This is a genomic window from Kitasatospora sp. NPDC056327 (genome assembly GCF_042261735.1).
GTDB lineage: Bacteria > Actinomycetota > Actinomycetes > Streptomycetales > Streptomycetaceae > Kitasatospora.
The window spans coordinates 1-18,440 of the sequence record NZ_JBHJRC010000162.1; the positions used below are offsets into that span (position 1 = coordinate 1).

An 18,440-nucleotide genomic window follows, 5' to 3' on the forward strand; every position below is an offset into this window, starting at 1 on the left:
ACCCCCCCCCCCCCGCCAACCTTTTCTGGTCGTGGTCGGGGGGGCTCTTTTTGTTTAAAACCCCCCCCCCCCCCCCCCGCCCGGGGGGCCGGCCCCGGGGCACGGGTCCGGGGATCACATCGCGTACTCGGAGACCTTCCGGGTCCCCGCGCCGGTGTCCTCGGCCGAGTCGTAGCCGACGAAGTACGCCGGCCGGGCCTGGGCCGCCGAGTAGATCCGTCCGACGTACTCGCCGAGCAGGCCGATGCAGATGAGCTGGACGGCGCCCAGGAAGAGCATGCCGACGAAGAGCGAGGACCAGCCGGGCACGGTCTCGCCGAGCACGTACTCGACCGCCGTGTAGATGCCGAGCGCGACGCAGAGCACGAAGCTCAGCATGCCGAGCCAGGTGGCGAGCCGCAGCGGGCTGGCGGAGAAGTTGGTGATGCTGTCGATGGCGAGGCGGATCATCTTGGACAGCGGGTAGTGGGTCGAACCGGCGACCCGCTCCTCGCGGACGTAGACGACCTCGCCGCTCGGGAAGCCCAGCCACGGCACGAGCAGCCGGTAGACCGGCTGGTGCTCGGGCATCGCCTTGAGGGCGTCGACCGCGGCGCGGCTCAGCAGGCGGAAGTCGCCGGCCTGGTTCGGCATCTTCTTGCCGACCAGCTTGCGCATCAGCCAGTAGTAGGCGCCGGCGGTGCGGCGCTTGAAGACGGTGTCGGTGCCGCGGTCGCCGCGCACGCCGTAGACGATGTCGAGGTTCTTCTCCTGCGCCAGCGAGAGCATCTCGGGGATCTTCTCCGGCGGGTCCTGCAGGTCGGCGTCGATGGACACCACGTAGTCGCCGAAGGCGCGGTGGATGCCCGCGGTCAGCGCGGCCTGGTGCCCCGAGTTGCGCGCGAAGCGGACGATCCGGAACTCCGGCCAGTCCTGGTGGACCTTCTGCATGATCGCCGGGGTGGCGTCGGTGCTGCCGTCGTCGATGCCGACGACCTCGTAGGCGATCCCCAGGCCGTCCAGGATCGGGCGCAGCCGCTGGACGGTCAACGGCAGGGCCTCCTGCTCGTTGTAGATCGGCATGACGACCGACAACAGCGGCGCCGGCCCCCCGGCCGGCCCTGCGTCGTGAGCTGCTGCGTTGAACATCAGGTGTCGCCCGTCCTTGGGTCTTCGGAAGTGATCGACCGGCCCGGGCCCGCGGCGTCGTCCGCAGGGCCCCGCCGACCGGGACAGTGAATGAGAGGGGATGTGCGCGGCCGGTGTCGGCCGGGTGATCGCGGCCAGGCTAGCAGCAGGTTTTTACCTCTGCATGAATGCTTCTTGAGCTCCACATTCATCCGATGGCCCCCTGCCCCTCAGGGCTTCAGCACGGGCGGTTCGTCCGAGGTCCTGCGGAGGGTCGCCATCGAACGGTCCAGTGCCCTCTTCAGCACCGTGGACAGCGGGCGCTCGACCCCCCGGTGGATCAGCCAGGCCGTCAGGAGCATCGCGGCCAGCGTGGTCACGAGGGCCGCCGTGACGCCGAAGTCCTTGGTGAGCAGGAAGTGGATCAGCGTCCAGCCGATCTCCTGGTGGATCAGGTAGAGCGGGTAGGTGAGCGCCCCGGCGACCGTCAGCCACTTCCACTGCACCCAGTCGAAGAGGCCGAGCGCCGCGCCCAGCACGAGGAGGAAGGCGGCGGTCACCGCGCCGGCCATGACGTACCAGGACAGCGGGTGGCCGAGGACGTTGACGTAGATCTCCTGTATGGCGCCGATCCGGGTCAGCGCGAGGATCCAGGAGAAGCCGACGATCCCCCACAGCAGCAGGTTCTGCCCGAACCGGTACATCAGGAACATGCCGACGCCGGCGATGAAGAACGGCGACTCGTTGGGCATGGCGAGCGTGGTCAGCAGCGGGATCCCCGCCTGCGGGGCGAGGACCGCGAGGATGGTCCAGATCCCGCAGAACGCGACCACCTTGCGGTAGGTGAGGCCGGTCGCCACCACGAGGGCGAACAGCAGGTAGAACCGCATCTCCACCCAGAGCGTCCAGTAGACGCCGTCGACGTGCCGCATCCCCAGCGGCGTCTGCAGCATCGTCAGGTTGCCCAGGACCGTCGGGACGTCGAGCCCGTCCCCGGCGCCGCTGCGGGTGAACTGCTTGAAGTTGAGCACCACCAGGGTGGTCAGCGCGATGCCCGCCCAGTAGCCCGGGTAGAGCCGGACCACCCGGGAGACGAAGAACTCGCCCGGGCGCTTGCCCCAGCAGCTCATGCAGATCACGAAGCCGCTGATGACGAAGAAGAGCTCGACGCCCAGCCAGCCGTAGGCCGCCACCCGGTTCAGCAGGGGCAGCGCCTCCTTGGGGGTCACCCCCTGCCACACACCGGCGATGCCGACGTAGGCCGTCCAGTGGAAGGAGAGCACGCTGAGCGCCGCGAACAGGCGCATCCCGTCGAGAGCGTAGAGCCGCGGGCGCTTGGCCCGGCCGGCCTCGGGTGCCCCGTCGGCGTGCGCTGCGGAGCGACGCCGGAGCAACGAGGGCTTCGTCAGGAGGGGGGCAGATGCCATTCCGGAGCGCTTTCGGCGAGTGGGGCGGAGAACCCCGGTCAGCATCGCGCTCGGGCGACGGCTGCGGGTGGCTCAGTGTAGCCGGAGCGGACGAACCACAGGGACGGGGCCCCCGCCGAAGCCGGCCGACACGCCGAAGGGCCCCGCGCACCCTGGGGTGTGCGGGGCCCTTCGGCTCGCCTGTGCGGTACAGGCAGGTCAGATCGTCAATTACTTGAGGATCTTGGTGACCTGGCCGGCGCCGACGGTGCGGCCACCCTCACGGATGGCGAACTTCAGGCCCTCCTCCATGGCGATCGGCTGGATCAGCGCGACCGTCATGGCGGTGTTGTCGCCCGGCATGACCATCTCGGTGCCCTCGGGGAGGGTCACGACGCCGGTCACGTCCGTGGTACGGAAGTAGAACTGCGGGCGGTAGTTGTTGAAGAACGGGGTGTGGCGGCCACCCTCGTCCTTCGACAGGATGTAGGCCTGGGCCTCGAAGTCGGTGTGCGGGGTGACCGAACCCGGCTTGATGATGACCTGGCCGCGCTCGACGTCCTCGCGCTTGATGCCACGGAGCAGCAGACCGACGTTCTCACCGGCCTGGCCCTCGTCGAGCAGCTTGCGGAACATCTCGATGCCGGTGACCGTGGTGGTGGTCTTCTCGGTCTTGATGCCGATGATGTCGACGGTCTCGTTGACCTTGAGGATGCCACGCTCGATACGACCGGTGACGACGGTGCCACGACCGGTGATCGTGAAGACGTCCTCGATCGGCATCAGGAACGGCTGGTCCACGGCGCGGGCCGGGGTGGGGATGTTCTCGTCGACCGCGTGCATCAGGCCGAGGAGCTTCTCGCCCCACTCCTTGTCGCCCTCCAGCGCCTTCAGCGCGGAGACGCGGACGACCGGCAGGTCGTCGCCCGGGAACTCGTACTCGGAGAGCAGCTCGCGGACCTCAAGCTCGACGAGCTCCAGGATCTCCTCGTCGTCCACCATGTCGGCCTTGTTCAGGGCGACGACGATGTAGGGGACGCCGACCTGGCGGGCCAGGAGGACGTGCTCCTTGGTCTGCGGCATCGGGCCGTCGGTGGCGGCGACCACCAGGATGGCGCCGTCCATCTGCGCGGCACCGGTGATCATGTTCTTGATGTAGTCCGCGTGACCCGGGCAGTCGACGTGGGCGTAGTGGCGCGCCTCGGTCTGGTACTCGACGTGCGCGATGGAGATGGTGATACCGCGCTGCCGCTCCTCCGGCGCCTTGTCGATCTGGTCGAACGGCGTGAAGGGGTTGATCTCCGGGTACGCGTCGTGCAGCACCTTGGTGATCGCCGCGGTCAGCGTGGTCTTACCGTGGTCGATGTGACCGATGGTGCCGATGTTGACGTGGGGCTTCGTCCGCTCGAACTTCGCCTTCGCCACTGAGTCCTCCTGAGGACAGTTCTGTACGCCGTGGTGACGCCAGTTGGTCTTTGATCGGTTGTGGTGCGGGTTGTCCGGAGGACATCCCGTGCCGTCCCGCTGGTGGGGGGCCGGAGGCCCCGGGAGGATCCGACCGGATCCTCCCGGGTTGCCTCCTAATAGCCTAAGGGGTGGTTATCGTCCCGAAAGTCGGGACGTCACTCGCCCTTGGCCTTCGCGATGATGTCGTCCGCGACGTTCCGGGGAACCTCGGCGTACGAGTCGAACTGCATCGAGTAGCTGGCGCGACCGGAGGTCTTGCTGCGCAGGTCACCGACGTAGCCGAACATCTCGGAGAGGGGCACCAGCGCCGTGACGACGCGGGCACCGTGACGCTCGTCCATGGACCGGATCTGGCCACGGCGAGAGTTGATGTCGCCGATCACGTCGCCCATGTAGTCCTCGGGCGTGGTGACCTCGACGGCCATCATCGGCTCCAGGAGGACCGGCTTGGCCTTCCTGGCGCCTTCCTTGAAGGCCATCGAACCGGCGATCTTGAACGCGAGCTCGGAGGAGTCGACGTCGTGCGCGGCACCGTCGAGCAGCTTCACGCGGACGCCCTGGAGCGGGTAGCCGGCGAGGATACCGAACTCCATGGCCTCCTGGCAGCCGGCGTCGACCGACGGGATGTACTCCCGCGGCACGCGGCCACCGGTGACCAGGTTGACGAACTCGTAGCCCTCGGCCTGCTCCAGCGGCTCGATCGCGATCTGCACCTTGGCGAACTGACCGGAACCACCGGTCTGCTTCTTGTGGGTGTAGTCGATGCGCTCGACGGCCTGACGGATCGTCTCGCGGTACGCGACCTGCGGCTTGCCGACGTTGGCCTCGACCTTGAACTCACGGCGCATACGGTCGACGAGCACCTCAAGGTGCAGCTCGCCCATACCCGCGATGATGGTCTGGCCGGTCTCCTCGTCCGTGTTGACCTGGAAGGAGGGGTCCTCCTCCGCGAGACGCTGGATGGCGACACCCAGCTTCTCCTGGTCGCCCTTGGACTTGGGCTCGATCGCGACGCGGATGACCGGGGCCGGGAAGTCCATGGACTCCAGGATGACCGGGTTCTTCTCGTCGGACAGCGTCTCACCGGTGGTGGTCTGCTTCAGGCCCATGACGGCGATGATGTCGCCGGCGCCCACCGAGTCGATCTCCTCACGCTTGTTCGCGTGCATGCGGTAGATCTTGCCGATGCGCTCCTTCTTGCCCTTCACGGCGTTCAGCACCGAGGTGCCGGACTCCAGGCGGCCCGAGTAGACCCGGACGAAGGTGAGCTTGCCGAGGTGCGGGTCCGACATGATCTTGAACGCGAGCGCGGCGAGCGGCTCGTCGTCCGAGGCCTTGCGGGAGATCTTGACGGTGTCGTCGCCCGGCTTGGTGCCCTCGATGGACTCGATGTCCAGCGGGGACGGCAGGTACTTGACGACGGCGTCGAGCAGGGGCTGGACGCCCTTGTTCTTGAACGCGGTGCCGCAGAAGATCGGGGTGAAGTCCGAGTTCAGCGTGCCCTTGCGGATCGCGTCCTGCAGCAGCTCGACCGGGATGTCGTCGCCCTCAAGGGCGAGCTCCATGATCTCGTCGCTGACGTTCGACACGGTGTCGATCAGGGCCTCGCGGTACTCGTCCGCCTGCTCCTGCAGCTCGGCCGGGATGTCGACGATGTCGTACATCTCGCCCTTGGCGGCCTCGGCCGACCAGACCAGCGCCTTCATGCGGACCAGGTCGACAACACCCTGGAAGTCCGACTCGGCACCGATCGGCAGCTGCATGACCAGCGGGGTCGCGCCGAGGCGGTCCACGATGGTCTGGACGCAGAAGAAGAAGTTGGCGCCCGTGCGGTCCAGCTTGTTGATGAAGCAGATGCGCGGAACGCCGTAGCGGTCGGCCTGCCGCCACACGGTCTCGGACTGGGGCTCGACACCGGCGACACCGTCGAACACGGTCACGGCACCGTCGAGGACGCGCAGCGAACGCTCCACCTCTACGGTGAAGTCGACGTGACCCGGGGTGTCGATGATGTTGATGGTGTGGTCGGCATCGTCGACGGTCCAGTGACAGGTCGTCGCGGCCGACGTGATCGTGATGCCGCGCTCCTGCTCCTGCTCCATCCAGTCCATGGTGGCAGCGCCATCGTGGACCTCACCGATCTTGTACGAGACGCCGGTGTAGAACAGGATCCGCTCGGTGGTGGTGGTCTTGCCCGCGTCGATGTGCGCCATGATCCCGATGTTGCGGACCCTGGCGAGGTCAAGGGAGGTTGCAGCCATGGTGGCTCGTTCTCTCTCTGTCTAGTGACGGGGTACGGACTACCAGCGGTAGTGCGCGAAGGCCTTGTTGGACTCGGCCATCTTGTGGGTGTCCTCGCGACGCTTCACGGAAGCGCCCAGGCCGTTGCTGGCGTCGAGGATCTCGTTCATCAGGCGCTCGGTCATGGTCTTCTCACGACGGGCGCGCGAGTAACCGACCATCCAGCGCAGCGCCAGGGTGCTGGCGCGGCCCGGACGGACCTCGACCGGAACCTGGTAGGTCGCGCCACCGACACGGCGGGACTTGACCTCAAGGGCCGGCTTGACGTTCTCCAGCGCACGCTTCAGCGTGACGACCGGGTCGGCGCCGCTCTTCTCACGGACGCCCTCAAGGGCGCCGTAGACGATCCGCTCGGCGGTGGAGCGCTTGCCGTGCAGCAGGATCTTGTTGACCAGCTGGGTGACGACCGGGGAGCCGTAGACCGGGTCGATGATGACCGGGCGCTTCGGGGCGGGGCCCTTACGAGGCATTCTTACTTCTCCTTCTTGGCGCCGTAGCGGCTGCGGGCCTGCTTGCGGTTCTTGACACCCTGGGTGTCGAGCGAACCGCGGATGATCTTGTAGCGGACACCAGGAAGGTCCTTCACACGACCACCGCGAACCAGCACGATGGAGTGCTCCTGCAGGTTGTGGCCCTCGCCCGGGATGTAAGCGGTGACCTCGATCCCGCTGGTGAGGCGCACACGGGCGACCTTACGAAGGGCCGAGTTCGGCTTCTTCGGGGTGGTCGTGTACACACGCGTGCAGACCCCACGGCGCTGCGGGGAACCCTTCAGCGCGGGAGTCTTGTTCTTCTCGACCTTGTCCTGCCGGCCCTTTCGGACCAGCTGCTGGATCGTAGGCACCGTTTCTCCGTTTTCTGTGTGCCAAGGCTTGGTGGAACTAACCTGCGGTGATTCCCTCGCACACGGCCCCGTGGTCGACCCACGCGGTCGGGTGTGTTGGGTTTTTTCCGGCACGGAATCCCGTGGGCTGATGTACAGCGACGGCGCTCTACGCGCGGGGCGCTGGAAAGCGCTCCGGCTCGGCGCGGCGACCGGTGTGCATGCACGCACAAGGACCCGGGGACACCCCAGGCACAAGGTCAGAGCGTACCTAGCGCATCGGGCGCGGTCAAAACAAATGCAACGCCGCAGGTCGCGGCCGTCGGCCGGGTGTCGCCGGGGTGTCCCGTGCGCGGCCGCCCGGTGTCCGACCGCCCTACTGCCGCTCTACCACACCGTGGCGGGCGCCGCCACCGGGGAGGGGCCGGCGGGGTCCGGCCGCCCGCCGGACCGGGCGCTCAGCCCGCCACCACCGCGAGGAACAGCACCAGGGCCCAGAAGGCGATCGACAGCCAGCCGAAGACGATCCCGGTGACGGCCATGCCGTCGCCCTCCTCGTTGCGCTCCGCGGCCTGCCGCCGGCCGAGGTGGCCGGTGATCACGGCCGGCACCCCCAGCATCCCGCCGGTCGGCACGCAGAGCAGGCCCAGGACCAGCGAGGTCACCGCGAGCGCGTTGGTCCGGCGCGGCGGCTGCATCATGACCGGCGGCGGCAGGAAGGTCTGCGGCACCGGGACGACCATCTGCGGGGCGGCCATCTGGGGCGCCACCATCGGTCCGGAGGGCAGGTCGGCGACCAGCCGGGCCAGCTGGCCGTAGGTCTGCGCGGTGCTCGCCGCCTCGAACCGCTCGCCGTACTCGGCGGCGCTCAGCCGGCCCTCGGCGAAGGCCGCCTTCAGCACGTCCACCGTGCGCTCGCGGTCCGCGGTCGCCGCGCGCATCGCCGACTGCGGCATCGCGGCGTGCGGCATCGCGGTGGGGGGCACGGCGGCGTACGGCGCCGCGGCCGGGGGGCCCGCCGGAGCGGGCGGGGGGTACGCCTGCGGCTTGGCCGCTCCGTAGCCCTGTTCGCCCCACGGCTGAACGGCCATCCGCCACCTCCCGGTACCCCCGCGCGAGCACGGTCCTCGCCCGTTCCCTGAACTCTCATAGTGCAGGACGAACGGGAGTCCTGAGTAGTTGCCAATTCCCCGAATCCGTCGGCCCCGCAGGGCGATCGCACCACCGCCCGCACCGGCATCACCCGTTTGGCGCAGACACTCCCGGGGCATCGCCCCTGCAGACAGGCCGGGCCGGGCGGTGGCAGTCTGTCGTCGAACCGTGTGGATCATGGAACGATCACCGGCCCGACCGGTCGGACCCCCAGCAGGAGAGAGCCGCCATGCAGGCGTCAGCGCCGCCGCCGTCCCCCGTCCCCGCCGCCCCCGTGCCACCGGCCGTGTCCGTCCGGGGCCTGTGGAAGCACTTCGGCAGCCAGGCCGCCGTCGCCGGGCTCAGCCTGGAGCTGCCGGCCGGGGCGTTCATCGGACTGGTCGGTCCCAACGGCGCCGGCAAGACGACCACCCTGTCGATGGTCACCGGACTCCTCCGGCCGGACCAGGGCACCGTGCTCGTCCACGGTGCCGACGTCTGGGCCGACCCGGTCGCCGCCAAGGCCCGGATCGGCATCCTCCCCGAGGGCCTGCGCATGTTCGAGCGGCTCAGCGGGCGCGAACTGCTCCAGTACAACGGCCGGCTGCGCGGCCTGCCCGGCGCCGAGGTGGACCGCCGCGCCGAGGAGCTGCTGGCCGTCCTCGACCTCGCCGGCCACGCCGACAAGCTGGTCGCGGACTACTCCACCGGCATGCGCAAGAAGATCGGCCTCGCCGCCGCGCTGCTGCACAACCCCGACGTGCTGTTCCTCGACGAACCCTTCGAGGGCGTCGACCCGGTCTCCGCCCAGACCATCCGCGGCGTGCTCAAGCGCTACGCGGCGGCCGGCTCCACCGTGATCTTCTCCAGCCACGTCATGGAGCTCGTCGAGCAGCTCTGCGACTGGGTCGCCGTGATCAGCGCGGGCCGGGTCGTCGCCCAGGGGCCGCTGGACACCGTCCGCGGCGGGCACAGCCTCCACGAGGCGTTCCTGGAGCTCATCGGCGTCCGCGAGGACGACGGCCGGGCGCTCGACTGGCTCGGCGGGGGCGAGCGGTGAGCCCCTCCCCCGCGCCCCCCGCCGGGTCCGCGTCCGTGCCCGCACCCCCCGACGGCCGCACCGTCGTCCGCACCCTGGTCTCGCTCAAGCTCCGGCTGCTCCGCAACGGCCTGCGGCGCAGCCGCGGCCGCGCCGCCCTCTACGTGCTCGGCACCGTCGTCGGCGTGCTGTTCGCCGCCGGGGCCGCGTTCGGCCTGGCCATGCTGAAGCACGCCATCCACGCCGGCTCCGCCGGTGACGCGGGCGTCGTCCTCGTCGGCGCGGCGGCCCTCGGCTGGGCCGCGATACCGCTCTTCCTGTTCTCCAGCGACGAGAGCGCCGACCCCACCCGGCTCACCATGCTGCCCCTGCGGCCCGGGCCGCTGCTGCGCGGCTCGGTGCTGGCCGCCCTGCTCGGGCCGGGGCCGCTGGTCAGCCTGGTGCTGTTCACCGGTGCCGCGCTCTCCGGCGCGGCCGGCGCCGCCTCCGCGGTGGCCGCGGTCGTCGGCGTGCCGCTCGCCCTGCTCACCGTGGTCGTCCTCTCCCGGGCCGTCGCCGCGGGCAACGCCCGGCTGCTCGCCAGCCGGCGCGGCAAGGACTTCGCCATCTTCGGCGGCCTGCTCTTCGCCCTGCTGGTGCAGATCGCCAACGTCGGCTCGCAGAGCGTCTTCGGCAGGCCCGGCGCGGACGGCCTCGACCTCGAACCGCTCGCCCCGGTCGCCGCCGTGCTGCGCTGGATCCCGCCGGTCGGCGCCGTCGACGCGGCCCGCACCGCCGGCGAGGGCCACTGGCCGCTCGCGCTGCTGCAGCTCGCCGTGACCGCCGCGCTGCTGGCCCTGCTGCTGCGCTGGTGGCGGTCCAGCCTCCAGCAGCTGATGGTCACCGCGGACGCCTCGACGCTGGAGGTGGTGCGCGGCGTCCAGGGGTCGCCGCGCGGCGGACGCTTCCTGCCGGAGGGCCGGGTCGGCGCCGTGATGCAGCGCCACCTGCGCTACGCCTGGCGGGAGCCGCGGGCCAAGGCCGCCGTCTTCACCAGCATCGGCATGACGCTGGTGATCTGCGTGCTGTCGATCGTCCAGGGCTGGTCCACCGTCTACCTGGTGGCGATGACCGGCATGTTCCTCGGCCTGCAGATGCTCAACCTGTTCGGCATGGACGGCTCCGCCTTCTGGATGGTCGCCGCCACCCTGCTCACCCCGGCCGACGCCCGGGACGAGCTGCGCGGCCGCGCCTACGCCGTGCTGTCCTACGCCGTCCCGGTCACCCTGGTGCTCGCCCTGGTCCTGGCCGCCGCCACCGGTGACTGGTCCGGCCTGCCGGCCGCCGTCGGCGTCGCCTTCGCCCTGCTCGGCAGCGGCATCGCGATCGGCGCCGTGCTCAGCGTGCTCGCGCCGTACACGATGCCGGCGGACAACAACCCGATGCGCAACGCCGCCCCGGGACAGGGCGGCCTGGTGATGCTCAACAGCTTCGGCTCGATGTTCGGCAGCGTCCTGGTCGCCGCCCCGGTCGTCGGCTGGCTCGCCTGGGCCCTGGCCACCGACGCCCCGGCCTGGCCGCTGCTGTTCGCCGGGCCCCTCTACGGCGCCCTCGTCGCCACCCTCGGCCTGCGCCTCGCCGCCGGCCGCCTGCTGGAGCGGCTCCCCGAGATCCTGGCCAAGGCCGTCGAACGCTGACGGCCGGCGCAGGCGGGCGGCGCGGGCGGCCCGCCGGCCCCGCCCGGGTGTGCCCGGCGCGCGGCGGCCCCGCACCACGCGCCCGGGCGGCGCCCCCCTCCCGGCCTCCGGCCCGGGGCCGGAGGCGCCGGTCCGGCATCATGGACGGGAGGCACGGGACCGGAGGTAGGCGGCGTGGGCAGGCGTGGACAGGGCGGCGGAGGCGGTGACGCCGGAGCGCTGCTGGAGACGGCGGTGCGGGGCGTGGTGACGGCCTCCGAGGAGGGGCTGGACCTCGCGCTGGACACCGGGGCGTCGCTGCTGGCGGCCTCCGCCGGGCACTGGCCGGCCGTGAGCCGGGCGGTGCTCGGGTACGCGGACAGCGCGGTCGGCCGGTGCTGGTCGGCCGGGTGGCGGCCGGCGGACCTGGCCCGGGTGGTGCGCCGCGAGCTGAAGCCGGTGCACCTGGCGCTCGCCGTGGACCTGATCGCCGCCGAGGGCCGGCGCCACCCCGCCGCAGCCCCCGACCGGCGCTGGCAGGAGCAGCTGCGCGAGCTGGAGGCGGAGGTCTGGTGGACCTCCGACGAGGCCTATTTGCCCGCCTTCGCCCACCGGCACCGGCTCGACCGGTTCGCCCTCGCGACCGCGCTGCTGGAGCTGCTGCGCAGCTGGGGACGGCTGCCCCCGATCGCCCCGGTGGGACCGGCCCCCGGCGCGGCGGCGCCCCGGGAACGGGCGCGCGGCCCGGTCACGGGAGAGCCCCGGATGCTGTCGCGGATCCGCGCGCTGCTGGCGAAGGCGGAGTCCACCGACTTCCCCGAGGAGGCCGAGGCGCTGACCGCCAAGGCCCAGCAGCTGATGGCGCAGCACAGCATCGACGAGGCACTGCTGGCCGTCGACGGCGCGGACCCGCACGCCCCGGGCGCGGTGCGGATCGGGGTGGACAACCCCTACGAGGGCCCCAAGACGATGCTGCTGGACGCGGTCGCGGCGGCCAACCGGTGCCGGGTGGTGTGGGCGAAGGAGTTCGGCTTCTGCACCGTGATCGGCTTCGACGCCGACCTCGACGGCGTCGAGCTGCTGTACACCTCGCTGCTGGTGCAGGCGACGCACGCGATGCAGCAGGCCGGCGCCCGCCAGCACCTGGACGGCGCCTCGCGCACCAAGGCCTTCCGGCAGTCCTTCCTGGTGGCGTACGCGGCCCGGATCCGCGAGCGGCTGGCCGAGGCGACCGAGCGGGCGACCAGCGACGCCGCGGCCGGCCGGCACCTGCGCGAGGACGGCACGGCGGAGCAGCTGGTGCCGGACGAGCGGCTGCTGCCGGCCCTGGCGGCCCGCACCGAGGCGGTCGACCAGGAGGTGGACCGGCTGTTCCCCAAGCTGGTGTCCCAGCGTGTGCGGGTGAGCGACGGCGAGGGCTGGGCGGCGGGCCGCGCGGCGGCGGACCGGGCGTCCCTGCGGGGGCGGTCCGGCGAGATCCGCGGCTGACTTCCGGGCTACCGGTGGAACGGCGCGGGGTAGGACGACACGGGCGGGCGAGCGGAGAGGGGCGGGCAGTGGCGGGCACGGAGAAGGGGTACCGGGACCGGGTGCGCGGGGCGCTGCTCGGCGGGGCGGTCGGGGACGCGCTGGGCTGGCCGGTGGAGTTCCTGCAGCTCCACCAGATCCGCGAGCGCTTCGGCCCGGACGGCGTGACGGGCCTGCCGGGCGGCGGTCTGGTCGCCGAGGTGACCGACGACACCCAGATGACGCTGTTCACCGCGGAGGGCCTGATCCGGGGCTTCGCCCGGGGCTGGTCGGGGGGCGGCGGCTCGGTGCCGGAGGCCGTGCACGGCGCGTACCGGCGGTGGCTGCTCACCCAGCAGCAGGGCGCCCCGGACCACCGGCCGCTGCCCGCGCCGTACGACGGCTGGCTGCTGCGCGAACCGTTCCTGTACGCCCGCCGGGCGCCGGGCAACGCGTGCCTGACCGGGGTGCAGTACCACCCGGTGTTCGAGCCGCCGGTGGCGCTGGGGCAGCCGGGGCCGATCAACGCGCACTCCAAGGGCTGCGGCACGGTGATGCGCTCGGCGCCGTTCGGGCTGGGCCGGCTGGGGGCGGAGCAGGCGTTCGGGCTGGCCGCGCAGTGCGCGCAGCTGACCCACGGGCACCCGACCGGCTACCTGGCCGCGGGTGCGTTCGCGGCGCTGGTGGAGCGGCTGGCGGCCGGGGTGGAGCCGTGGGCCGCGGTCGGCGAGACCGTGGAGCAGACCCGGGAGTGGCCGGCCTCCAAGGAGACGGTCCAGGCGCTGGCGCGGGCGGTGCGGGTGGCGCAGGAGGCGGAGCCTTCGGCGGACGCGGTGGAGCGGGTGGGGCTGGGCTGGATCGCCGAGGAGTGCCTGGCGATCGCGGTGTACTGCCTGCTCGCGGCGGCCGAGGGGCCGGAGCCGGTCCGGTCCGCGCTGCTGCTGTCGGTGAACCACTCCGGGGACAGCGACTCCACCGGCGCGGTCTGCGGCAACCTGGTCGGCGCGGCGTACGGCGCCTCGGCGCTCCCGGCGGACTGGGCGGAGGCCGTGGAGGGCCGGGAGACGCTGCTGCGGACGGCGGACGACCTGCTGGTGCTCTTCGGCAGCCGCGAGCCGGGCCACCCGGCCCTCGGGGACCGCTACCCGGCCCGCTAGCACCGGCCCGGTGGGCCGCCGGTCAGTGCGCCGCCGGGTCGGTGACCTGGCCGAGGAAGAGCGGCCGCCCCGTGGCGGTGTCCCGGACCAGGAACAGGAACGGCCGGTCGATCTCCAGCCGGACGGACCCGGCCGGCACCGGCGCCGCCATCACCGCCACCCCGACGCCGCTGCCGGCCGCCGCGACGGTCCCCTGCTCGTCCACCTGGACGGTCGCCTTCTGCACCACCGTGCCGATGGCGAGCGCCCCCTCGGCTCCCGGCCCGGGGATGCCGGAGAGGTCGGCGTCCGGACCGAAGGCCGCCCGGACGCCCAGGGCGCGCAGCGCGGGCGTGAGCTCGTTGGCGGTGTCGAAGCGGAACTTCGGCAGGGTGAGGTCGACCTCCCGCGGGGCGAGCGCGCCGAGGATCCGGTCCAGCTGCGTCCGGTCCAGGCCCTTGCGGAACGCCTCGAACCCGCCCTGCGCGGGCACCACCAGATCCATCGCCAGGGTCCCTCCCGCGTAGGGTAGTTCGACGGCCTGCCAGGGTTCGCCGAGGATTCCGCCGGAGCCCTCGGCGTAGCGCAGGGCGGCCGTCCGGGCCATGGTGGGCACGGCCGCGCCGGAGCCGTCGAGGCGGTTGAACGGCCGGTCGGCGGTCGACCCGGGGGCGAACGGCTCGGCCCAGTCGGCCTTGAGGTGGAGCGCGTCGGTGAGCGCGAGCCGGGTGTCCCCGTTGATCTGCCCCGGCCCGAAGAGGTCCTTGATCCGGCCGTCGGTGGCCTTCTCCACGACGCCGTTGACGGCCTTCCGGGCACCCTCCGGGTCCTCGCGGAAGTCGGCGGTGCGCACCCCGGTGCCGAACGCGGCGGCCAGCACACCCAGGTAGTGCGGGTCGAGCGGGTAGCCGCGCTGGGCCCAGAGGTCGTCGGACTGCCGCAGGACCGGGCCGTCCTTCGCCGCGGCGGCGCCGGTCCGGTTCAGGGCGCCGGTGGCGAGCGCGTGCTGCTCGGGGGTGAGCCCGGTGTGCAGGGCCGCGGCGAGCTCGTCGGCGGTGGCACCGCGGGCACCGGGCAGGACCATGGCGAGGGCGGTCGCCAGACCGGACGGGGAGAGCACCAGGTTGCGCCCGGCCGCGGCGGGATCGGCGGTGAGGGCGTGCAGCAGGTCGAGGCCGAAGGCGCCGGTCGCCGCGGCGGTGGCGGCGACCTGGGCCGGATCGGCGGACGGCAGCGCCGCGGGCTCGGCCCGCACCACGGCCGCTCCGCCTCCGGTGGAGCCGCAGGCGGTGAGCAGGGCCGCGCAGCAGAGCAGGAGCACCGCCGGACGACGGATGCGGACGGACATCGCGGACATGACTGGCCCCGCCCCTCGGGTCGCGGTGCGGGCCGGTGCCCGCGCCTCGGTGCCGGTTCGACGCGGCGGCCCGCCGGCCGGTTCCCGCCCTCAGTCCCAGAGCGCGCCGAACTCCAGCAACTCGTCCCGGTGTTCGATCCGTTCGACCCAGTCGGCCGGCCAGGCCGCGGCGCCCAGGTGCGCCCCGGCGAAGGCACCGGTCAGACAGGCGATCGAGTCGGAGTCCCCGGAGGAGTAGGCGGCCCGGCGGACGGCGGCCACCGGGTCGTCGGGCAGCAGCAGGAAGCAGAGCAGCCCGGTGGCGAGCGCCTCCTCGGCGATCCAGCCCTCACCGGTGGCCAGGCAGGGGTCCGCCTCGACGTCCGGCGCCGCGAGCGCGGCGTCCAGCCGGTCGAGCACCGCCAGGCACTCGTCCCAGCCCCGGGCGGCGAACGCCTCCGCCGACGGGTCCTGGGCCCGGTCGGCCAGGTCGCCGAGCCAGAACGCGTCGTAGTGGCCGCGGTGGGCGACCGCGTACGCCCGCAGCTCGGCGGGCAGCCCGGCCGGCGGCAGGCCCCCGGCGAGCCGACGCACCGCGTACGCCGTGAGGTCGGCGGCCGCGAGGGCGGTCGGGTGGCCGTGGGTGAGGGCGGACTGGAGCTGGGCGGCCCCGGAGAGCTGGGCGGCCGTCAGCTCCCGGACCAGGCCGAGCGGGGCGACCCGCATGTTGGCGCCGCAGCCCTTGGAGCCGATGTCGGTAGCGGTCTGCCAGCGCCGCTCCGGCGTGCTGAGCCGCCGGCAGGACCGCAGGCAGGTCATCCCGGGGGCGCGGTTGTTCCCCGGCGAGCGCCACCAGTCGACGAACTCCTCCCGCACCGGCCGTTCCAGCCGCAGCGGAGTGAGCGGCCCGCGGGCGAGCGCGGTGCGCAGGCCGCGGGCCAGGGCGAGCATCATCTGGGTGTCGTCGGTGACCAACGCCCGGGACGGCAGGGGCAGTTGACGCCAGTCCGGCCACTGCCACGCGATCAGCCCGACCTCCGAGAACTCGGTGTCCCGGCCCAGCGCGTCACCGATCGCCAGCCCCAGCAGTGCCCCCGTCGCCCTGTCGCCCACGGCCCGCTCCCTCCGCTACACCTCGACCAGCAGTTCCTCCAGCCCCCGGATCACGTAGCCCGGGCGCCACTCGGGCTCGCGGACCAGCCGCAGGCCCGGGGCGCGCCGGAGCAGGGTGCCGTAGGACTCGACGAGCTCCAGTCTGGCGAGCGGGGCGCCGAGGCAGAAGTGAATTCCGGCGCCGAAGGTGATGTGCGGGTTGTCGGCGCGCCCCAGGTCGAGGCGGTCGGGGTCCGCGAAGCGCGCGGGGTCGCGGTTGGCGGAGCCGAACAGCAGGGCGACCTCGGAGCCGCGCGGGACGGTGACGCCGCCGATCTCGATGTCCTCCAGCACCCAGCGCTCGAACAGCTGCAGCGGGGTGTCCCAGCGCATCAGCTCCTCGACGGCGGTGGGCAGCAGGGCGTCGGCGCCGGCCCGCAGCCTCGCCAGCTCCCCGGGGTTGCGGAACAGCGCCCACCAGCCGTTGCCGGTGGTGTTGACCGTCGCCTCGTGGCCGGCGTTGAGCAGCAGCACGCAGGTGGAGATCATCTCCTGCTCGCTGAGCGCGTCCGAGCCCTCCTGGGCCTGGACGAGCCCGCTGATCAGGTCCTCGCCCGGGGCGGCCCGGCGCGCGCGGATGAGCTCGCGCAGGTAGTCGGAGAACTCGGTGCTCGCGGTGACGGCCCGGCGGGCGGCGTCCTCGCCCGGGTTGAGCTCGTACATCCCGGTGATGTCGGCGGACCAGGGGCGCAGCAGGTGCCGGTCGGACTCCGGGACGCCCAGCATCTCGGCGATCACCGCGACCGGCAGCGGTTCGGCGACGGCGGCGATCAGGTCGCCGCCGCCGTCCGCGAGCAGGCCGTCGACGAGTTCCCCGGCGAGCCGCCGCACCGTGGGGCGCAGGCCCTCGACCATCCTCGGGGTGAACGCCTTGGAGACGAGGCGGCGGATCCGGGTGTGGTCCGGGGCCTCCAGGTCGAGCAGGCCGTAGTCGTTGAGGGTGTGGAACGGCTCGTGCGCCGGGTCGGGTTCGGGCCGGCCGAACTCCTGGTGGCTGAACCGGTGGGTGTAGGTGCGGCCGAGCCTGCGGTCGCGCAGCAGCGCGCTGACGTCCTCGTACCGCGGGACCAGCCACTGGTTCGTGGGCTCGAAGTACGTCACCGGGCCCTGCTCCCGCAGGCCGGTGTACGCGTCGTAGGGGTGGGCCACGAACGCCGCCGACCAGGGGTCGAACTTCGCCGTCGTCGTCATTGGTCGATCACTCCAGGCCATGAGGGGGGAGCCGGAAGGATCATCGTACGCATGCGCTCCGTCCGGCCCCCGGGGGCCTTCCCCCGGCCCTCCGTCGGTGCGGGCGCCGCACCCGGATGCTGCCCCGGGCCTGCGGGGCCCCAAACGGCCGCCGTCCCGGCCGCCACACCGCCCGCCCGGCGGCACGACGGGACCGGACGGGACGGGACGGGGATGCGGCAGGACGGGACGGCTGAACGGGACGGCTGGACGGGACGGCTGGACGGGGACACGGCGGGGCGCGACGTCAGACGTACCGGGCGACCAGCCGGCGGACCAGGGCCGGCAGGGCGGCCGAGATCGGCTCCCGGACGACCTCCTCGGCGGCCTCGTCGAAGGGCGTCGGCTCGGCGTTGACCACGATCAGCCGGGCACCGGTCCGCACCGCGTTGAACGGCAGCGCGGCCACCGGGAAGACCTGCAGGCTGGTGCCGACCGCGATGAACAGGTCGCAGGCCCGGGCGATCGTGTCCGCCTGCTGGAGCAGGTCCGGGTCCAGTTCCTCGCCGAACATCACCGTGCGCGGGCGCAGGACCGCACCGCAGGCCCGGCAGGCCGGGTCCGGCTCGCCGGCCGCGACCCGCGCCAGCGCCTCCGCCATCGTGCTCACCGCCCGGCACCGGGTGCACTGCACCTCCCGCGCGGTGCCGTGCAGCTCCAGTACCTTGCGGGGCGTCTGCCCGGCCCGCTGGTGCAGCCCGTCGACGTTCTGGGTGAGCACCCGCACCGGCAGCCCGGACCGCTCCAGGCCGACCAGCGCCCGGTGCCCGGCGTTCGGTTCGGCGGCGAGCGCGCCCGCCTCGGCACGCATCAGCCAGGACCTGCGGCGGATCTCCGGATCGGCCAGGTACGGGCCGATGGTGACCAGCTTCTCCGCGTCCGGTTCGCGCCGCCAGAGGCCGTTGGGGCCCCGGTAGTCGGGGATGCCGGAGTCGGTCGAGATCCCGGCGCCGGTGAGCACGGCGATCAGCGGGCGCTTGGCGTTCATGCCCCCGGAGGCTACGGTCCGCCCGGCCCGGCCGCCACCGATAAATCGACCGGCCGGACCGGGGAACGCCGAAGGGCCCGGAGGCTGGTGCCTCCGGGCCCTTCGTCAAGTAGCGGGGACAGGATTTGAACCTGCGACCTCTGGGTTATGAGCCCAGCGAGCT

15 protein-coding genes are annotated in these 18,440 nt (G+C 72.6%); 4 read left to right on the forward strand and 11 right to left on the reverse strand.

Features of this window, described 5'->3' with window-relative positions; genetic code table 11:
• Positions 1 to 114: 114 nt before the first annotated feature.
• The 7 genes from ACFCX4_RS22540 to ACFCX4_RS22570 form a co-directional block, all read right to left on the reverse strand.
• Positions 115 to 1,062 (reverse strand): glycosyltransferase family 2 protein, encoded by a 948-nt coding sequence (locus ACFCX4_RS22540; RefSeq protein WP_376145129.1) that lies wholly within the window; start codon positions 1,060 to 1,062, stop codon positions 115 to 117.
• 275 nt (positions 1,063 to 1,337) lie between these two features.
• Positions 1,338 to 2,534 (reverse strand): acyltransferase family protein, encoded by a 1,197-nt coding sequence (locus tag ACFCX4_RS22545; RefSeq protein ID WP_376145131.1) that lies wholly within the window; start codon positions 2,532 to 2,534, stop codon positions 1,338 to 1,340.
• Between the two features lie 210 nt (positions 2,535 to 2,744).
• Positions 2,745 to 3,938: an elongation factor Tu gene (gene tuf, locus ACFCX4_RS22550; protein WP_376145133.1), complete on the reverse strand. Its 1,194-nt coding sequence runs from the start codon at positions 3,936 to 3,938 to the stop codon at positions 2,745 to 2,747.
• Between the two features lie 197 nt (positions 3,939 to 4,135).
• On the reverse strand, positions 4,136 to 6,241 hold the full coding sequence (gene fusA, locus ACFCX4_RS22555) for an elongation factor G (RefSeq protein WP_376145134.1): 2,106 nt from the start codon (positions 6,239 to 6,241) through the stop codon (positions 4,136 to 4,138).
• A gap of 39 nt (positions 6,242 to 6,280) precedes the next feature.
• Entirely contained in the window at positions 6,281 to 6,751 is a 471-nt protein-coding gene (gene rpsG, locus ACFCX4_RS22560) for a 30S ribosomal protein S7 (RefSeq protein ID WP_030393278.1), read from the reverse strand.
• A gap of 2 nt (positions 6,752 to 6,753) precedes the next feature.
• Positions 6,754 to 7,125 carry a 30S ribosomal protein S12 gene (gene rpsL, locus ACFCX4_RS22565; RefSeq protein WP_014144289.1) on the reverse strand — a complete coding sequence of 124 codons (372 nt, stop codon included), beginning with the start codon at positions 7,123 to 7,125 and terminating at the stop codon, positions 6,754 to 6,756.
• 437 nt (positions 7,126 to 7,562) lie between these two features.
• Positions 7,563 to 8,195: a DUF1707 and DUF4190 domain-containing protein gene (locus ACFCX4_RS22570; RefSeq protein WP_376145136.1), complete on the reverse strand. Its 633-nt coding sequence runs from the start codon at positions 8,193 to 8,195 to the stop codon at positions 7,563 to 7,565.
• Positions 8,196 to 8,485: 290 nt separating this feature from the next.
• Between ACFCX4_RS22570 and ACFCX4_RS22575 the strand changes: the two genes are divergently transcribed.
• The 4 genes from ACFCX4_RS22575 (at position 8,486) to ACFCX4_RS22590 (ending at position 13,592) form a co-directional block, all read left to right on the forward strand.
• Positions 8,486 to 9,295: an ABC transporter ATP-binding protein gene (locus ACFCX4_RS22575; protein WP_376145138.1), complete on the forward strand. Its 810-nt coding sequence runs from the start codon at positions 8,486 to 8,488 to the stop codon at positions 9,293 to 9,295.
• Between the two features lie 35 nt (positions 9,296 to 9,330).
• A complete protein-coding gene (locus ACFCX4_RS22580; RefSeq protein WP_376145140.1) occupies positions 9,331 to 10,950 on the forward strand; it encodes a transporter in 1,620 nt (539 codons plus the stop codon).
• A 174-nt stretch (positions 10,951 to 11,124) separates the two neighbouring features.
• Positions 11,125 to 12,417, forward strand: a complete 1,293-nt coding sequence (locus tag ACFCX4_RS22585) for a DUF2786 domain-containing protein (protein WP_376145142.1) — start codon at positions 11,125 to 11,127, stop codon at positions 12,415 to 12,417.
• A gap of 68 nt (positions 12,418 to 12,485) precedes the next feature.
• Complete coding sequence (locus ACFCX4_RS22590) at positions 12,486 to 13,592, forward strand: ADP-ribosylglycohydrolase family protein (RefSeq protein WP_376145144.1); 1,107 nt, start codon at positions 12,486 to 12,488, stop codon at positions 13,590 to 13,592.
• Between the two features lie 22 nt (positions 13,593 to 13,614).
• On the opposite strand, the gene ACFCX4_RS22595 is transcribed toward ACFCX4_RS22590, so the two are convergent.
• The 4 genes from ACFCX4_RS22595 to ACFCX4_RS22610 all read right to left on the reverse strand — a co-directional run bounded on the left by ACFCX4_RS22595 (position 13,615) and on the right by ACFCX4_RS22610 (position 18,277).
• Positions 13,615 to 14,919, reverse strand: coding sequence for a serpin family protein (locus ACFCX4_RS22595; RefSeq protein WP_376145146.1), 1,305 nt, complete (start codon positions 14,917 to 14,919; stop codon positions 13,615 to 13,617).
• A gap of 99 nt (positions 14,920 to 15,018) precedes the next feature.
• Positions 15,019 to 16,020: an ADP-ribosylglycohydrolase family protein gene (locus ACFCX4_RS22600; protein ID WP_376145148.1), complete on the reverse strand. Its 1,002-nt coding sequence runs from the start codon at positions 16,018 to 16,020 to the stop codon at positions 15,019 to 15,021.
• Positions 16,021 to 16,035: 15 nt separating this feature from the next.
• Complete coding sequence (locus ACFCX4_RS22605; protein WP_376145150.1) at positions 16,036 to 17,250, reverse strand: cytochrome P450; 1,215 nt, start codon at positions 17,248 to 17,250, stop codon at positions 16,036 to 16,038.
• A gap of 286 nt (positions 17,251 to 17,536) precedes the next feature.
• On the reverse strand, positions 17,537 to 18,277 hold the full coding sequence (locus ACFCX4_RS22610; RefSeq protein ID WP_376145152.1) for an NAD-dependent deacetylase: 741 nt from the start codon (positions 18,275 to 18,277) through the stop codon (positions 17,537 to 17,539).
• Positions 18,278 to 18,440: the final 163 nt, after the last annotated feature.

Bases quoted from the DNA above. Each gene is read 5' to 3' on its own strand.
- ACFCX4_RS22545 (WP_376145131.1), bottom strand. From the start codon at position 2,534: ATGGCATCTGCCCCCCTCCTGACGAAGCCCTCGTTGCTCCGGCGTCGC.
- ACFCX4_RS22575 (WP_376145138.1), top strand. From the start codon at position 8,486: ATGCAGGCGTCAGCGCCGCCGCCGTCCCCCGTCCCCGCCGCCCCCGTG.
- ACFCX4_RS22610 (WP_376145152.1), bottom strand. From the start codon at position 18,277: ATGAACGCCAAGCGCCCGCTGATCGCCGTGCTCACCGGCGCCGGGATC.
- ACFCX4_RS22595 (WP_376145146.1), bottom strand. From the start codon at position 14,919: ATGTCCGTCCGCATCCGTCGTCCGGCGGTGCTCCTGCTCTGCTGCGCG.
- ACFCX4_RS22570 (WP_376145136.1), bottom strand. From the start codon at position 8,195: ATGGCCGTTCAGCCGTGGGGCGAACAGGGCTACGGAGCGGCCAAGCCG.
- ACFCX4_RS22605 (WP_376145150.1), bottom strand. From the start codon at position 17,250: ATGACGACGACGGCGAAGTTCGACCCCTGGTCGGCGGCGTTCGTGGCC.
- rpsG (WP_030393278.1), bottom strand. From the start codon at position 6,751: ATGCCTCGTAAGGGCCCCGCCCCGAAGCGCCCGGTCATCATCGACCCG.
- ACFCX4_RS22540 (WP_376145129.1), bottom strand. From the start codon at position 1,062: ATGCCGATCTACAACGAGCAGGAGGCCCTGCCGTTGACCGTCCAGCGG.
- fusA (WP_376145134.1), bottom strand. From the start codon at position 6,241: ATGGCTGCAACCTCCCTTGACCTCGCCAGGGTCCGCAACATCGGGATC.